The 15,435-nt window shown below is 68.0% G+C and carries 14 protein-coding genes; 11 read left to right on the top strand and 3 right to left on the bottom strand.

Features of this window, described 5'->3' with window-relative positions; genetic code table 11:
• Positions 1 to 93: 93 nt before the first annotated feature.
• Positions 94 to 1,149 (bottom strand): biotin synthase BioB, encoded by a 1,056-nt coding sequence (bioB, locus tag BN1186_RS04800; RefSeq protein ID WP_052459808.1) that lies wholly within the window; start codon positions 1,147 to 1,149, stop codon positions 94 to 96.
• 173 nt (positions 1,150 to 1,322) lie between these two features.
• A complete protein-coding gene (locus BN1186_RS04795) occupies positions 1,323 to 2,186 on the bottom strand; it encodes a hypothetical protein (protein WP_040282995.1) in 864 nt (287 codons plus the stop codon).
• A gap of 352 nt (positions 2,187 to 2,538) precedes the next feature.
• On the opposite strand from BN1186_RS04795, the gene groES reads away from it, so the two are divergent.
• From groES to BN1186_RS04760, 8 genes are all read left to right on the top strand, one after another.
• Positions 2,539 to 2,835: a co-chaperone GroES gene (gene groES, locus BN1186_RS04790; RefSeq protein ID WP_040282994.1), complete on the top strand. Its 297-nt coding sequence runs from the start codon at positions 2,539 to 2,541 to the stop codon at positions 2,833 to 2,835.
• 82 nt (positions 2,836 to 2,917) lie between these two features.
• Positions 2,918 to 4,504 carry a chaperonin GroEL gene (groL, locus tag BN1186_RS04785; RefSeq protein ID WP_040282993.1) on the top strand — a complete coding sequence of 529 codons (1,587 nt, stop codon included), beginning with the start codon at positions 2,918 to 2,920 and terminating at the stop codon, positions 4,502 to 4,504.
• 113 nt (positions 4,505 to 4,617) lie between these two features.
• Positions 4,618 to 7,827, top strand: a complete 3,210-nt coding sequence (locus BN1186_RS04780; RefSeq protein WP_040282992.1) for an nSTAND1 domain-containing NTPase — start codon at positions 4,618 to 4,620, stop codon at positions 7,825 to 7,827.
• Positions 7,827 to 8,213 (top strand): WD40 repeat domain-containing protein, encoded by a 387-nt coding sequence (locus BN1186_RS15400; protein ID WP_040282991.1) that lies wholly within the window; start codon positions 7,827 to 7,829, stop codon positions 8,211 to 8,213. The genes BN1186_RS04780 and BN1186_RS15400 overlap by 1 nt, the downstream gene beginning before the upstream one ends.
• A 94-nt stretch (positions 8,214 to 8,307) precedes the next feature.
• Positions 8,308 to 9,831, top strand: coding sequence for an IMP dehydrogenase (guaB, locus tag BN1186_RS04775; protein WP_246043242.1), 1,524 nt, complete (start codon positions 8,308 to 8,310; stop codon positions 9,829 to 9,831).
• A 13-nt stretch (positions 9,832 to 9,844) separates the two neighbouring features.
• The gene (locus BN1186_RS04770; RefSeq protein ID WP_040282990.1) at positions 9,845 to 10,945 is read left to right on the top strand and encodes a GuaB3 family IMP dehydrogenase-related protein; all 1,101 of its coding nucleotides are present in this window, start codon (positions 9,845 to 9,847) and stop codon (positions 10,943 to 10,945) included.
• A 2-nt stretch (positions 10,946 to 10,947) separates the two neighbouring features.
• Complete coding sequence (locus BN1186_RS04765) at positions 10,948 to 11,256, top strand: chorismate mutase (RefSeq protein WP_040282989.1); 309 nt, start codon at positions 10,948 to 10,950, stop codon at positions 11,254 to 11,256.
• 113 nt (positions 11,257 to 11,369) lie between these two features.
• Entirely contained in the window at positions 11,370 to 11,786 is a 417-nt protein-coding gene (locus tag BN1186_RS04760; RefSeq protein WP_052459807.1) for a hypothetical protein, read from the top strand.
• Positions 11,787 to 11,831: 45 nt separating this feature from the next.
• On the opposite strand, the gene BN1186_RS04755 is transcribed toward BN1186_RS04760, so the two are convergent.
• Complete coding sequence (locus BN1186_RS04755; protein WP_040282988.1) at positions 11,832 to 12,212, bottom strand: globin; 381 nt, start codon at positions 12,210 to 12,212, stop codon at positions 11,832 to 11,834.
• 58 nt (positions 12,213 to 12,270) lie between these two features.
• On the opposite strand from BN1186_RS04755, the gene BN1186_RS04750 reads away from it, so the two are divergent.
• Genes BN1186_RS04750 through BN1186_RS04740 form a run of 3 tightly spaced genes read left to right on the top strand, consistent with a single transcriptional unit; the run spans position 12,271 to position 15,421 of the window.
• Positions 12,271 to 12,912 (top strand): TetR/AcrR family transcriptional regulator, encoded by a 642-nt coding sequence (locus tag BN1186_RS04750; protein ID WP_040282987.1) that lies wholly within the window; start codon positions 12,271 to 12,273, stop codon positions 12,910 to 12,912.
• Positions 12,909 to 13,793 carry an ABC transporter ATP-binding protein gene (locus BN1186_RS04745; protein ID WP_040282986.1) on the top strand — a complete coding sequence of 295 codons (885 nt, stop codon included), beginning with the start codon at positions 12,909 to 12,911 and terminating at the stop codon, positions 13,791 to 13,793. Before BN1186_RS04750 ends, BN1186_RS04745 begins: the two co-directional genes overlap by 4 nt.
• Positions 13,790 to 15,421, top strand: a complete 1,632-nt coding sequence (locus tag BN1186_RS04740; RefSeq protein ID WP_040282985.1) for an ABC transporter permease subunit — start codon at positions 13,790 to 13,792, stop codon at positions 15,419 to 15,421. The genes BN1186_RS04745 and BN1186_RS04740 overlap by 4 nt, the downstream gene beginning before the upstream one ends.
• Positions 15,422 to 15,435 lie beyond the last annotated feature (14 nt).

The raw sequence follows: 15,435 nt of genomic DNA, 5'->3' as shown, positions 1-15,435 counted from the left end.
CCTCGACGGTCGGTGACCCTATCCAATTGCTCACGGCGACATCCGGCCGGGCTCCGGCCGTCGGCCTGTCCGGATCAGTCGCAGGCGGTCATCTCAGCTGTTGGCAGCCACCGGCGTGCCGGCGCCGCGGCGGCGGATCTCCGGTGCCAGGGGCGCCGTCGATCTCGGCTGTTCGTCCGATCCCCAGATGGTGTAGCCGCCATCGGCGAGCATCTGTAGATCAGCCTCGCCAGCTTGTCCCTCTGACGTGAGATAGTCGCCGAGGAACAGGGAGTTGCAGATTTCCAGGGACAGCGGCTGCAGTGAGCGGAGGTGCTGCTCGCGCCCGGCCGAAACCCGCACATCCGCGGCGGCGTGGATGAAACGGATCATCGCCAGGATGCGCAGGCACTTGTGGGGGGTGAGTTCGACGTGGCCCTCGAGCGGGGTCCCGTCGAAGGGCATGAGGAAGTTGACGGGTACAGAATCGGCACCGATCCCCTTGAGCTGGAACCCGGCCTCCACGAGCTGCTCGTCGGTCTCGCCCATGCCTGCGATCAGTCCGGAGCAGGCGGAGAGGCCGTGCTCGCGGGCGTGCTGGACCGTGTCGCGGCGGTCGTTGTAGTCATGCGTGGTGCAGATGTTGTCGTAATGGGATTCGGCGGTGTTGAGGTTGTGGTTGTAGGCGTCCGCCCCCGCGGAGGCGAGCCGTTCGGCCTGCCCGTCCTTGAGGATGCCGAGGCAGGCGCACACTTCCACGCCCGGGTGCTCGTCCTTGAGGTCCTCGATGATGCGCCCCACGCGGTCGACGTCGCGGTTCGACGGTCCGCGCCCGGAGGCGACCAGGCAGACCCGTCCGGCGCCGGCGCGGATCCCCGCGTGTGCTGCGGCGAGGGCGTCCTCATGGGTGAGCCAGGTGTAGCGCAGGATCTCGGCGTTGGAGCCCAGCCGTTGCGAGCAGTAGAAGCAGTCCTCCGGGCATCTTCCTGATGTGAGGTTGACCAGATAGTTGACCTTCACGGTGCTCCCGTGGAAATGGCGGCGCACGCGCCCGGCGGCCGCGACGAGCTCGTAGATGCGCTCATCGGGCAGACGGAGGATCGCCAGCGCCTCGTCGGGTGTGATGGTTCCGTCGACGATCGCTCGCGTGGCCAGGTCCTGCAGGTCCATGGTGGCTCCCACTCCAGATTTGAACAGTGTTCAACCGGATCTTAACAGTCCACGCCGTGGTTGCGGTCTCCGCCGTGAGCAGTTGGATGGGGTCGCGGGCGATTGGAGGTGTTTTGTCGGCGTGTCGCGAGCGTGACCCCATCCAATTGCTCACAGATCGTCGGGCTCAAGGGCTACTCGAGGCCGAGCAGGGCGCGGCGCTCGGCGAGGATCCGGGGCAGCACGTCACCCAGTCGGCCGATGGTCTTCTGTGTGAAGTGCGCCGGAAGCCAGCCGACGCTCGCCAGGTCCGTGTCCCGGTCGCGGTCGCCGTGGAAGGAATCCTCGCTCGAGTGGAAGGCGAAACCGTCGAACTCGACGGCGACCTTCTCCCGCTGGAAGGCCGCATCAATGTAGTAGACGATGCCGTTGACGCTGACGCGATGGTTGGACAGCCATCCTGTAATGCCGTGCGCGCGCAGGATCTGGTGGCCCTCCTTCTCGAGGAAGGACCACGGTTGCTTCGCGCATGCCTTGAGGATCTCGCGGCGGCGCCTGTTTCCTCGACGCTTCGGGGTCAGGCGGAGCGCCCGTTCCAGGCTTGCGATGGTCACCTTCTTGCGCCGTAGGGCCTGATAGACCACCTGGTCATCGAACTCTGGAATGAGGTCGAGCACAGTCAGCTCGGGCACGGTCAGAGCGGCACCCGCCAGCCTGGTGGTGAGTTCCACAGGGATCAGGCGTTGTTCGACCTCGAGGCCGTACCCGGGGTCGATGGGGCGCGGGCAGGCGAGTTGCCAGGTCTCGGGTAGGTCCAGGTCCTCCCACCAGGTGAGCGCGGCGGCGGCATGTTTCGTGACCACGAGGTCCGGTCCGTAGGCGCCGATCGCCCGCAGCTTGCCATTCGGCGACGACGCCGCGTCGGGCAGGGCGTAGACGCCTGGCAACACGCGAGCCAGTTGCCCACGGAAGGCGTAGGAGTTGAGCGAACGTGCGCGCTCGGGTGCGAGGCGTGAGCTCATCACGCCGTCGGGGAGGAAATCTGCCAGCCCACTCATGTATCCGATGCTGTCTCGGAGGGAGGGGTAAGGGAAGGGGCGATTCTCCGCCTGTGGATAACTCGTGAGCAATTGGATGGGGTCACCGTCGATCGGGAGCGGTTTTACCGGCGTGTCGCGCCGTGACCCTATCCAATTGCTCACGGAGGGGGCCTGCAGTGGGGAGAGGGGTGTATCGGTGGGGGTCTTTGGCACTCGGCTTGATTGAGTGCTAAACCCGCGATAGCTTTGTGTCTGGCACTCGACCACGTCGGGTGCTAACGCCTAGGCGGCACCCGCGACGACGCCCAGGCCCAACAGGTAAGCATTTCAGCCGGCCCACCCGGCCGGATCACAGAGAAAGGTGTTTGACGTGGCAACCACGATCAAGCCTCTCGAGGACCGCATCCTCATCGAGCCCCTCGAGGCCACCCAGCAGACCCAGTCGGGCCTCTACATCCCCGACACCGCCAAGGAGAAGCCGCAGGAGGGCAAGGTCATCGCCACCGGCCCCGGCCGTATCGACGACAAGGGCAACCGCGTTCCGCTCGACGTCGCCGAGGGTGACGTCGTCATCTTCTCCAAGTACGGCGGCACCGAGGTCAAGTACGACGGGCACGAGTACCTGCTGCTCAACGCCCGCGACATCCTCGCCGTCGTCTCCAAGTAACAAACGGGGGCAAGCCCCCGTTACCCCCAGGCAGTGGCCAACGGGGGCAGGCCCTTTTCAGCCCTGAAGATTTAGGAATTCAATGGCAAAGATTCTCGCTTTCGACGAGGAAGCCCGCCGCGCGCTCGAGCGTGGCGTGGACATGCTCGCCAATACCGTCAAGGTGACGCTCGGCCCCAAGGGTCGCTACGTCGTCCTGGACCAGAAGTGGGGCGCCCCGACCATCACCAACGACGGTGTGACCGTCGCCAAGGAGGTCGAGCTCGACGATCCTTACGAGGATCTCGGCGCCCAGCTGGCCAAGGAAGTCGCCACCAAGACCAACGACGTCGCCGGTGACGGCACCACCACCGCCACGGTGCTGGCCCAGGCCATGGTGCACTCCGGCCTGCGCGCCGTCGCCTCCGGCGTCAACCCGGTGGGCCTCAAGCGCGGCATCGACAAGGCCGTGGAGGCCGTCGTCGAGCGCCTGCGTGAGAACGCCCGCCCGGTCGACACCACCGCCGACATGGCGTCGGTCGCCACCATCTCGTCGCGTGACGAGCAGATCGGTGAGTTGATCGCCGAGGCGTTCGACAAGGTCGGCAAGGACGGCGTCATCACCGTCGACGAGTCCCAGACCTTCGGCACCGAGCTCGAGTTCACCGAGGGCATGCAGTTCGACAAGGGCTACCTGTCGCCGTACATGGTCACCGACACCGACCGCATGGAGGCTGTGCTCGAGGATCCCTACATCCTCATCCACAGCGGCAAGATCTCGTCGATGAACGAGCTGCTCCCGCTGCTGGAGAAGGTCATCGCGGCCAAGGGCACGCTGTTCATCGTGGCCGAGGACGTCGACGGCGAAGCCCTCTCGACGCTCGTGGTCAACAAGATCCGCGGCACCTTCACCTCCGTGGCCGTCAAGGCCCCCGCCTTCGGTGACCGCCGCAAGGCCATGCTCGAGGACATCGCGATCCTCACCGGCGGCCAGGTCGTCGCCCCCGAGGTGGGCCTCAAGCTCGACCAGGTGGGCCTCGAGGTCCTCGGCCGCGCCCGCCGCGTCGTCGTTACCAAGGACAACACCACCATCGTCGACGGCGCTGGCGACTCGTCCGAGGTTGAGGGCCGCGTCGCCCAGCTGCGCGCCGAGATCGAGCGCACGGATTCGGATTGGGACCGCGAGAAGCTCCAGGAGCGTGTCGCGAAGCTCGCCGGTGGCGTGTGTGTGATCCAGGTCGGTGCAGCCACCGAGGTGGAGCTCAAGGAGAAGAAGCACCGCATCGAGGATGCCGTCTCGGCCACCCGTGCGGCCATCGAGGAGGGCATCGTCGCCGGCGGCGGCTCCGCCCTCATCCACGCAGGTGCCGTGCTCAAGGACTCCCTCGGCCTCGAGGGGGACGAGAAGGCCGGTGTCGACGTGATTGCCAAGTCCCTGGTCGAGCCGCTGCGGTGGATCGCCGAGAACGGTGGCGAGAACGGCTACGTCATCACCACCAAGGTCGCTGACCTGGAGGTAGGCCACGGCTACAACGCCAAGATCGGCGAGTACCAGGATCTGGTGGCCAACGGCGTCATCGACCCGGTCAAGGTCACGCGCTCCGCGCTGGCCAACGCCGCGTCGATCGCCTCGCTGCTGCTGACCACCGAGACCCTCGTGGTTGACAAGCGCGAAGAGGAAGACGCCTGATCGGCTGATTCCCTGACTCGAGACCCCGCCGGGATTCCGGCGGGGTCTCGTGTTTCACGGGCTCTATCGTGACCCCGCGGAAAATTGTCGCTGGGTCCCGCTAGGTTTTTTTCATGGGGATGCCGACAACGCGCCAGGGTCTCGCGGAAGCGCTGGGTGAAGCGCGGCTGCGCTCCGGGATGTCGCTGAGGCGACTGGCCAAGGAGGCCGGGGTTTCGGCGTCCACGCTCCAGGGCTGGTTCGAGGGGAAACACCTGCCAACGCTGGCGCTGCAGGGCCAGTTCCTGTCGCTCGTGCGGCTGCTGGGCCTCACAGAGGAGGCGACGGAGAGCCAATGGCTGCTCGCGCTCGGGAGGCTTCGTGCCAACGGGCATGTGGGGGACAACCCCTACGTGGGAATGCGCGCCTACGGTCCTGATGACGCTGAGCACTACTTCGGTCGCCAGGTGTTGCTCGACGAACTGGTGGCGGCGGTGGAGAAGGCGCAGACGGCACCCGGGGCCAGGCTCGTGGCGGTGGTGGGTGTCTCCGGCGCGGGCAAGACGTCGTTGCTGCAGGCCGGGCTGATCGGCATTGAATGCAGGCGAGGACGGCTCGGCCGCTTCACCTGTATGACCGCCGCCCCAGAGGAACTGGCGGGCTGGGAGGCTCCACCCGAGGACGACGTGCTGTTGGTGGTTGACCATGTGGAGCGGGTCCGCGCCATGCCCGAGGACACGGCACATGCGACGCTGACTGCGCTGACGAGCCTGCCCCGAAACGTCACCTGCGTGTTCGGGCTCACCGCGGATTCCTTCGGCTTCGTGGCCGCAGACGGGCGGCTCCGGCAGGCGCTCGCCGCCCCGGTCCTGGTGGGGACGCTGACGGAGGAGGAGTTCCGCGACATCATCTGCCGGCCCGCTGAGTTGAGCGGCCGGCCTGTGGACGACGCGCTGGTCACCCTCATCCTCAAGAGCCTCTGGCGCTATGGCGAGCCGCCGGCCTCGGTGCTACCCATGCTCTCAAACTCTCTGCGGCAGGCATGGGATGAAGCCTCGGGCGCCACCGTCACGGTGGACGACTACCTGGCCAGGGGCGGCATCTGGGGCGGTCTTGAACGGCTGGCCGAAGGGATCTACGACGCCGCGTCGCCGTCGGATCAGCTGGGTATCCGGAGTGTGTTCCTCGACCTGGTGCAGATCAGCTCGGACGGGATCGAGCGCAGGCAGATCGATGTGGGGCACCTGCCGGAGGAGAGCCTCCCCCTCGTCGAGGAGTACCTCTCTGCACGGCTGCTCACGCTGGAGGGCAACCTGGTGAGCATCGGCCATTCGGCCCTCCTCGGCCGCTGGAAGCGGTTGGGTTCCTGGGTGGAGGAGGAACGCGAGCAACTGATGTTCCGGCGCCGCATCGCCAAGGCCGCGGAAGTCTGGGAGGAGTCGAACCGGGATCCGCAGGCGCTCATCCCAGTGGAGGCGCTGGTCTTCGACCAGTTCGCGCGCCGCACGGATGTCGCCCTCACTCCACTGGAGACGGATTTCTTTGAGGCGAGCGTGGCCAGGGCGGAGGAGGAGACGCGGGCGCAACGAGGTGAGGTGGGCAAGCTCCGCCGTCGCAACGCACTCATTTCGGTGCTGGCCGTCGTGGCCGTGCTCGGTGTGGTGTTGGCGCTCATTCAGGTGCGGCGCGCGGATTCGTTCAGCGCCGCCGCGGACCAGGCGCGGGCTGAAGCGCAGTCCCGGCAGTTGGCCCTGCTCGCGGAGGAGGTGCGCGGCTCGGACCGCAACACCGCAGCACAGCTCAGCCTGGCCGCGCTGGAGACCGCCCGCACCCCGGAGGCGCAGGCCGCAGTGCTGAAATCCGCGGGCATGGGGGTCCCACACCGCGTGACGGGGCCTGCCGGCACCACGAGAGTCGCCTCGCTCGATGACGGGGCGGTGCTGGTGCGCGCGGACGCCTCCGGCTCGGTCGCACTCTGGCGGGACATGGCTCTGGATGAAGATCCCGTCACGTTCAGCCCCGGTGACGGGCAACTCTTCGCGGTGGCACTGGCCGAGGTGCAGGGACGTGTGCTGGCCGCTGTGGCTGGCCAGCAGACCGCCTCCCTCTGGGACGTGACGCAGCAGCCGGAAAAGCTCGGGGAGTTCGGCACAGAGGAGGTCGGCTACTCCGCGGCATTCGGGCCAGAGACGGTGTACTTCGGGGTGCAGGCCGGGCGCGTGCTGCGGATCTCCCTCGCGGATCTGAACGGACTCGAGCCGTTGCCGGAATGGAACGCCGGTGCCTCCGGCGACATCCTGGCCTTGCAGGTCACTGCACAGGGAGCGGTGTTGGCGGGCAGCGGCAGCCAGTTGGTGCTGTGGGACGCCGATGGGCTGGTGCGAACGGTCGAGATGGGCGGCACTGTGTTCTCCACAAACCTGAGCCCCGACGGGAGAAGCGTCGTGGTCGGCGGCGCCAACGGATTACTGCAGGCCGTCTCTTTGGATGCTGGTGATCCGGTCGAGGACCCTCTCGCGACGGGCGGTTCGGCGGTGACGAGCGTGTTGCACCTCGGGGATGCCGTCGCGGCGGGGTACGGGGACGGTGCCGTGCGTGTGCTTCCGTTGGATGGCTCCCCGGGGCGCGAGTGGTTTGAGCCCACCTCTGTGACGGGCCTGCTCCAGGTACGGGGCCGGTATCTCACCGCCGCGCTCGACGGCGCGGTGCGGTGGTGGCCGAGCGTCCCGGATGGTCTGCTGCGGCCGGCCCAACCGGATCCCCGCTTCTTCATCCCCGGGCGGGGCTGGCTGCCGGAGCTCACCCCGGAGGGGATACGCCTGATCTCCACGCATGACCCTGAACAGCCTCCCCTCGAACTCGCAGCACCGGAAGGGGTGGGATTGCGGGCGGTGGTGGCAGTCGGGGAGGACGTGGTGTCAGCGCCCACAGACGACGGGCGCATCGTGGCCTGGCCGCTCGTGGACGGCCGTGGGGGCGAACCTACCGTCAGCCGTATCGAGAGGAGGGGGTGGCGTACCAGTTCCCGTCGGACGGCAGCGCCCAGGTGGCGCTGCTCGAGCCATTCGCGGTGGAGGAAGCGGTGGTTGTCCGCCGGGAAGGCACCCGCTGGACGGAGGTTGGTGTGGTGCCCACCTTCACCACGCTGGCCTCCGACATCTCTGACGATGGGGCGCTGTTGGCAGCGGTCAGCGTCGATTCGAAGTCGGTGGTGCTCTACGACATTGCAGGCTCGGTCGAGCCGCTGGGTGAGGTGGAACTGGTTGCCGATGGTGCGGCCATCAGCGCAACCTTCGCCCCCGGTGATGAGCGGCTGTATCTGGCCACGGATGCCGGGGACCTGATGATCGTCGATACCTCTGAACCTCAACAGCCTCAGTTGTTGCGCACCGTCCGGGACAGCCACACCGGGTTGTCTTCCGTGTCGGTCAACCCGGACGGCTCCGTGGTGGCTGCCACCAACTCAGACGGTCGGGTGCTGGTCTGGGATGCTGCCGACGACGAGTTCCCGCTGCTCTATCAGCTGCGGCCCGGCCTCGGGTCGCTGGGCGACGTCGACCTCTACGACGGCCAGATCACCGTCGGCGGTAACAACGGGGCCGTGTTCACCTGGGGCGTTGATGTGGCATCGGCGCGCACCCAGGTCTGCGAGGGGCTGGGGGATCTGCTCAGCCCGGATGAGTGGCGGGCGATCGTGCCCGGTATCGAGTCCATGCGGATCTGCGAATGATGGCGCGTCCGCGGGTGCGCATCCTGTTCGACCACCTCTGGCAGAGCGCGTAGACTGGGGCCTTGCTCCCCATTGCCTTGCGGAAGGATCGTGCGTGTCCGAGGAACTGACTGGATCTGGGGTGCCTGCGCCGTTTGCGACCTTGGGTCTCACCTACGACGATGTGCTGCTGCAGCCGGGCGAGACCGATGTGATCCCCAGCGAGGTGGACACGACCGCTCAGTTGACGCGTGGCATCACCCTGAAGCTTCCTCTGCTGAGCGCCGCGATGGACACGGTCACCGAATCCAGGATGGCGATCGCCATGGCCCGCCTCGGCGGCCTGGGCATCCTGCACCGCAACCTCTCCATCGAGGATCAGGCCTACCAGGTGGACCTCGTCAAGCGCACCCAGACGGGCCGCATCACCAACCCCGTCACCATCGGCCCGGACGCCACCCTGGAAGAACTCGACGCGCTCTGCGGCCAGTACCGCGTCTCCGGGCTGCCCGTGGTGGCGCCGGACATGAAGCTGCTGGGCATCTGCACCAACCGCGACCTCCGTTTCACCCCGGTGGCGGAGTGGGGCACCACGCTGGTGCGCGACGTGATGACGCCGATGCCTCTGTTCACGGCACCTGAGTCGATCAGCCGGGACGACGCCACCGCGCTGCTGCGCCAGAACAAGCGCGAGCGGCTGCCGCTGGTCGACGACGAGGGGCGCCTCACCGGCCTCATCACGGTGAAGGACTTCGTCAAGTCCGAGCAGTACCCCCTTGCCTCCAAGGACGCCCAGGGGCGCCTGCTCGTGGGCGCCGCCGTCGGTTTCTTCGGCGACGCCTGGGACCGGGTCACCGCGCTCGTCGATGCGGGGGTGGACGTGCTGGTGGTCGACACCGCCAACGGCCACGCCCGGCTCATGCTCGACATGGTGCGCCGCCTCAAGTCTGACCGCGCCACGCAGCACGTGCAGATCATCGGCGGCAACATCGCCACCCGAGCCGGCGCGCAGGCGCTGGTGGACGCCGGCGCTGACGCCGTGAAGGTGGGGGTGGGCCCCGGCTCCATCTGCACCACGCGCGTGGTCGCGGGCGTGGGCGTTCCCCAGGTGACAGCCGTCTACGAGGCGGCGCAGGCCTGCCGCGCGGCAGGGGTCCCGGTGATCGCCGACGGCGGGCTGCAGCACTCCGGCGACATCGCCAAGGCCTTGGTGGCGGGCGCCTCCACCGTGATGGTGGGCTCCCTGCTGGCCGGCTGTGAGGAGAGCCCCGGCGAGACGGTGTTCGTCTCCGGAAAGCAGTACAAGCGTTACCGCGGCATGGCCTCGTTGGGGGCCATGACCAGCCGCGGGGACCGTCGTTCCTACTCGAAGGACCGCTACTTCCAGGGCGACCTGAGCGACGACGAAATCATCACCGAGGGCATCGAGGGGCAGGTGCTCTACCGCGGCCCTGTCTCGTCGGTGGTGCACCAGCTCATGGGCGGCCTGCACCAGTCGATGTTCTACGTGGGGTCCAAGACGATCCCCGAACTGCAGGAGCGCGGCAAGTTCATCCGCATCACGGCCGCCGGCCTGCGCGAATCCCACCCGCACGACGTGCACAACATCGCCGACGCCCCCAACTACAACCGAAGCTGAAGGATTTTCCACCATGTACGAGCTCGAGCGTTCCAAGCGCGCCTCCCGCGCCTACAGCTTCGACGACGTGGCCATCGCCCCCACCCGCCGCACCCGTGGCGACGAGGAGGTGGACCTCTCCTGGAAGATCGACGCCGTCAGCTTCGAGGTGCCCATCGTGGCCGCCCCGATGGATTCGGTGATGTCGCCGGCGGCCGCCATCCGCATGGGTGAACTCGGCGGCCTGGGCGTGCTGAACCTCGAGGGCCTCTGGACCCGCTACGAGGACCCGCAGCAGCAGTACGACCTGATCACGCAGGAGTCGGATCAGGTCACCGCCACCAAGCGGCTGCAGGAGGTCTACGCCGAGCCGGTCAAGGCTGAGCTCATCCGCGACCGCCTCGCCGAGATCCGCGACTCGGGGGTTCCGGTGGCCGGTTCCTTGTCGCCTGCGCGGACGCAGGAGTTCGCGCCCGTCATCGAGAAGGCCGGCATGGACTTCTTCGTGATCCGCGGCACCACCGTCTCCGCCGAGCACGTCGGCGGCGAGGACACCCTCAACCTGAAGGACTTCATCTACCGCTTCGACACCCCGGTGCTCGTGGGCGGCGTGGCCACCTACCGCGCGGCGCTGCACCTGATGCGTTCCGGTGCGGCAGGCGTGCTCGTCGGCTTCGGCGGCGGCGCGACCCACACCACCGCGTCGGTCCTGGGCATTCAGGTGCCCATGGCCTCGGCCGTGGCCGACGTGGCTGAGGCCCGCCGCGACTACCTGGAGGAGTCCGGCGGCCGCTACGTGCACATCATCGCCGACGGCGCCGTCGGCCGCTCCGGCGACATCGCCAAGGCCATCGCCTGCGGCGCGGACGCCGTCATGGTCGGATCCCCGCTTGCCCGCGCCACCGAGGCCCCCGGCCGCGGCTGGCACTGGGGCTCGGAGGCCTGGCACGCGTCGCTGCCCCGCGGCCAGCGCTCGTTCTTCGATCAGGTGGGCACCCTCGAGGAGGTCGTCTTCGGCCCGTCGCGCGTCCCGGACGGCACCATGAACCTGGCCGGCGGCCTCCGCAAGGCCATGGCGCTGACCGGCTACACCGATCTCAAGTCGTTCCAGCGCATCGACCTCATCCTGCTCTGATCATGGTGATCTCCCACGACGAGGCCCTCGCCGAACTGAAGAGGATGCGCGGCAGCATCGACAACATGGATTCGATGCTGATCCACCTCCTCGCCGAGCGGTTCAAGGTGACCCAGCGCGTCGGGCTGCTGAAGGCCCGCGCAGGGCTCCCGCCGGCGGACCCGAACCGCGAGGCGGAGCAGATCTCCCGCCTGCGGGCCCTCGCGACGGAGGCGGATCTCGACCCGGAGTTGGCGGAGAAGTTCCTGACGTTCATCGTCCGCGAGGTCGTCCGCCACCACGAGCAGATCGCCGCCGAAGAGCAGGACTGAAGCGGCATCTGGGCAGCGCGTGTGACCTTGCGCGCTGCGGAAGGTGTCTTTGACAAGCGCCGGGGTGACCACATCGCCGGATTGAGCGACTGCTAGGTTGAAGGGCTGTCTCAGTGACGCTGAACGTCTCGGGTTCGTGGGGCGTTGTGGACAAGTGGAGAGGGTGCGAGTGGCGTGATTCGCTGTCCGTGTGCGCGGACGCCATCGAGTCCGGTCTGCTCAACTCCACCGGAGAGGGCCGAGTGCCGACGCAGCTCGCCTACGCGGCGGATTCCTGCAATCTGGAGGAGCGCCTGGCCGACGAGGGCAGCAGCATGACTCTCGACGTTGGCGGGGCCAGTCCAGTGACAGTCGATGACGTGTCGTGCATCCTGAACAGCTCGGAAGCCCCGCAGCACGTTCGTGACCACATTGAGAGCACCCGGGCGCTCGACGGGCAGCAAGAGGACCAGTGGGGAGACGGTCTCAAGGCGCGTTGGACCTATCACCCCGATTCGGGTCTTCGGATCACCTTTATCGAGGAAGGCTGATAGTTTCCAGCGGCGGGGCGTGGCCCCCCTTCGTGTCCTGCACGATCAGCCAGGGGCATTGATCATGAAGGCAGCGGCGCGGACGAGGTAGTCGCGCAAGGCCGCGTCGTCGTCGGGCGTCAGGTCCAAGGTGTCGCAGGCGTTCATCATGTGATGCACCCACCTGTCGCGCCGCAGGGGAGTGACCGTGAACTCGAGGTGCCGCATCCGTAACCGCGGATGCCCGCGCTGCTCCTGGTACGTCTTGGGCCCGCCCCAGTACTGCTCGAGGAACATCCGCAGCCGGTCTTCGGCCGGGCCCAGATCCTCCTCGGGATACATCTCGCGCAGGGGCGCGTCGTCGGCTACCCCCTTGTAGAACTCGTGCACCAACTGGTGGAACGTGGCGTGCCCGCCCACCCGCTCGTAGAAGGTCTTGTCAGTCACGGGACCATTGTGACAGCCTCCTGTTGTACGAGTGTATAGGAAGCTATACATTCGTATCATGAGTGACGACAGGACCACCTCCGCCAAGCTGCGCGACGCGTGCATCGAGCTCGTCGCAGAGTCCGGCACCAAGGCGGCCACCGCCCGCGCCGTGGCAGAGCGGGCAGGGGTGTCGCTGGGCCTCATCCGGCACCACTTCGGCTCCATGGGGGAGCTGCTGGCGGCCTGCGACCTGCACGTGGCGGAGTTGGTGCGCAGCCGGAAGGCGGAGGCTGTCGCGCAGGGGGCCGGCCTTGACGCGCTGGGCGCAGTCCGCGCCACCGGGTCCGGCCACATCATGGGCTATCTCGCGATGCGGTTGGGCGACGACGCGGAAGGGATCAACAGGCTCGTCGATGTGATGATCACAGATGCGGAGGGCTACATCCGCGCCAGCGTCGACGCCGGCATGATGTCGCCCAGCGACGACGAGCGTGCGCGCGCCGCGATGCTGACGCTGTACGCGCTGGGCTCGCTGAGCCTGCACCAGCATCTCCAGCGGCACTTCGACCTCGACATCCGCAGCACCAACCTCTCCGCCGAGCCCGGCTTTGCCCGCTACCTGCGCGTGCAGATGGAGATCTTCTCCGGCCTCATCGAGCCATCGCTTCGTGACCAGTACGCCTCCGCCATCGATCAACTGTCCGAGGAGGACGCATGATCCCCATCCAGGCCCGTGGCCTCACCAAGCACTACGGATCCTTCCCCGCGCTGGTCGACCTCGACCTCGACGTCCAGCCCGGTGAGGTCTTCGGCTTCCTCGGCCCCAACGGGGCGGGCAAGTCCACCACCATCCGCGTGTTGATGGGGGAGCTCAACCCGACGTCGGGCTCAGCCACGGTGCTCGGCGCGCCGCCCCGCGAGGTGGGGCACCGTCGTCGGCTCGGCTATCTGCCTGCCGACCTGGCGCTGTGGCCCGCCATGACCGGCCGCGACACCCTCAAGTTCTTCGCCACCCTCCACGGCGACGTCGACTGGGGCTACGTGGATCGGCTCGCCCGGCGCCTCGACGCCGTCCTCGACAAGCGCGTCGGCGAACTCTCCAGCGGCAACCGCCAGAAGGTCGGCCTCATCGCCGCCTTCATGCACAAGCCCGATCTGCTCATCCTCGACGAGCCCAACTCGGGCCTCGACCCGCTCGTCCAGCACGAGTTCTGGGCCATGATGCGCGAGGTCGCCGACGACGGCCGCTCGGTATTCCTCTCCAGCCACACCCTCTCCGAGGTCGAGCGCGTCGCCGACCGGGTCGGCATCATCCGCAAGGGCCATCTCATCGCCGTCGAGACTGTGACGGGGCTGCGCCGCAAGAAGATGCGCCGCATCGAGATCGACTTCGACGGCGCCCTCCACGGCACCGACATAGAGGGCCTCGACGGCATCCGCGACGTCGAACTCCACCCCGGCCGCGTCGTTCTCGATTTCGACGGCGAGATGGAAGACCTCCTCGCCGCGGTCAGCGCGAAGGTCCGCCTGCGTGACATCCACACCCAGGAGGCCGATCTCGAGGACATCTTCCTCACCTACTACAAGGATCAGACATGAGCGTCGCCGTCCTTCGCAGGGGGATGCTCGACGGCTGGCGCGTCCTCGCGGTCGCCGTCGCCGCCGTCGGTGCCATGCTCGTGCTCGGCCTGGTCGTCTACCAGGACATCGACCTCAGCATCTACGACGCCCTCCCCGAGGCCGTGCGACACCTGATGGGCATCCCCGCCGACGCCGACACCTCCGTCCTGGCCTACAACGAGATGCTGGCCGCGATCGGCGCGATGGTGCTGGTTGGAGTGGGTGTCGCCATCGGTGCCCACGTCATCGCCGGGGAGGAGGGCAACCGCACCTTGCACCTCACGCTCGCGGCGCCCATCCCGCGCCTCCGCTACGCGCTGAGCAAGGCCGCCGCGATGGTCGCGCTCATCGTGGGCGCGGCGTTCGTGCTCTGGGTGATTGCAGTCGTGGCACCTGCGGTGCTGGGCATCGACATCGGCGAGGCCCACCTCGCGGCGCTCATGACGCATCTGGGAGCCAACGCGCTCTTCCATGCGGCCCTGGCGTTCGCCGTCGGGGCCCTCACAGGGCGTAAGGCGCTGGCCGCCGCCGTCGGCGCAACGACGATGGTGCTGGGCTGGCTGGGCTCCGGCCTGCTGCCGATGTGGCGGGAAGGGTCGGCCGACTGGATCCCGTGGACCTGGTTCAACGGTACGAAACCCCTGGTGGGCGGCATCGACGGCGGCCACCTGGCCCTGCTCCTCGGCGGCGCGGCCGTGCTGCTTGCAGTCGGCATCGCGGGTTTCCTGCGTCGCGAACTGCGCCTCCACCAGGGCGGCGCTGCGCTGACGGAACGATGGCGGGGCCTGCCCGTCGTCGGACGCTTCCTCACCGCCACCGGCCGCGGTAGGACGTTGTTCGGGCTGCGGTTCGCGGCCCAGCGGACGTTGTTGCTGGTGGTCACCGTCGTCATGGCGGTGCTCATGGGCCTGCTGATGGGGCCGCTGTATGCCTCGATGGAGGCCGACCTCGCCCAGTTCACCGGCAGCTTCCCCGAATCGATGGTGGCGATGTTCGGGGGCGGCGACATGAGTGTGGCCGCCGGATTCCTGCACATCGAGACCATGGGCATGATGGGTCCCATCGCGGTGATCCTCGTCGCCACCGCAGCCGCCTCGGCCGGCATCGCGGGGGATGAGCGCGCCGGCCGGCTCTCCGGCCTGCTGTCGCGCCCGATTTCCCGCGCCCGGGTCTACTGGACGACGGCGGCCACCGTCGGAGCCTACGTCGCCATCGTCTGCGTGGCCCTGTTCCTGGGTCTCTGGGGCGGGGTGGCGCTCGGCGGCCTCGACGTCGACGTCGCCAACATCTGGGCGGCCTGCTTCCTGCTCGCCTGCCTCGGCTGGTGCTTCGGCGCGTTCGCGGTGCTGCTGTCGGCGGCCACCGGGAGCCCGGCCGCCACGGTGTGGGGCACAGTGGGCGTGGCGGTGGTGACCTACTTCGGCTACACGCTGCTGATGGCCGCGCACAAGGAGCCGCTGGGTTGGTGGTCCCCGTTCCGGGCCTACCTGTACGGCCCGCCGTTGGAGGTCGGGTTGGAGTGGTGGCAGCCGGCGAGTCTGCTCGCCGCCACCGTCGCGCTCCTCGTGGCCGGCGCGCCACTCTTCGCCCGCCGCGACCTCCAATGATCGGCCCCTGAGCG

Source organism: Tessaracoccus massiliensis (assembly GCF_000826065.2).
Classification (GTDB): Bacteria; Actinomycetota; Actinomycetes; order Propionibacteriales; family Propionibacteriaceae; genus Arachnia; species Arachnia massiliensis_A.
The sequence above is the reverse complement of the archived record's forward strand: the minus strand, read 5'-3'. Positions and strand labels throughout refer to the sequence as shown.

Excerpts from the sequence above, each read along its gene's own strand:
- BN1186_RS04795 (WP_040282995.1), bottom strand. The coding sequence starts at position 2,186 with ATGAGTGGGCTGGCAGATTTCCTCCCCGACGGCGTGATGAGCTCACGC.
- bioB (WP_052459808.1), bottom strand. The coding sequence starts at position 1,149 with ATGGACCTGCAGGACCTGGCCACGCGAGCGATCGTCGACGGAACCATC.
- BN1186_RS04745 (WP_040282986.1), top strand. The coding sequence starts at position 12,909 with ATGATCCCCATCCAGGCCCGTGGCCTCACCAAGCACTACGGATCCTTC.
- groL (WP_040282993.1), top strand. The coding sequence starts at position 2,918 with ATGGCAAAGATTCTCGCTTTCGACGAGGAAGCCCGCCGCGCGCTCGAG.
- BN1186_RS04750 (WP_040282987.1), top strand. The coding sequence starts at position 12,271 with ATGAGTGACGACAGGACCACCTCCGCCAAGCTGCGCGACGCGTGCATC.
- BN1186_RS04765 (WP_040282989.1), top strand. The coding sequence starts at position 10,948 with ATGGTGATCTCCCACGACGAGGCCCTCGCCGAACTGAAGAGGATGCGC.
- BN1186_RS15400 (WP_040282991.1), top strand. The coding sequence starts at position 7,827 with ATGATCGTCGATACCTCTGAACCTCAACAGCCTCAGTTGTTGCGCACC.
- BN1186_RS04740 (WP_040282985.1), top strand. The coding sequence starts at position 13,790 with ATGAGCGTCGCCGTCCTTCGCAGGGGGATGCTCGACGGCTGGCGCGTC.
- BN1186_RS04770 (WP_040282990.1), top strand. The coding sequence starts at position 9,845 with ATGTACGAGCTCGAGCGTTCCAAGCGCGCCTCCCGCGCCTACAGCTTC.
- BN1186_RS04780 (WP_040282992.1), top strand. The coding sequence starts at position 4,618 with ATGGGGATGCCGACAACGCGCCAGGGTCTCGCGGAAGCGCTGGGTGAA.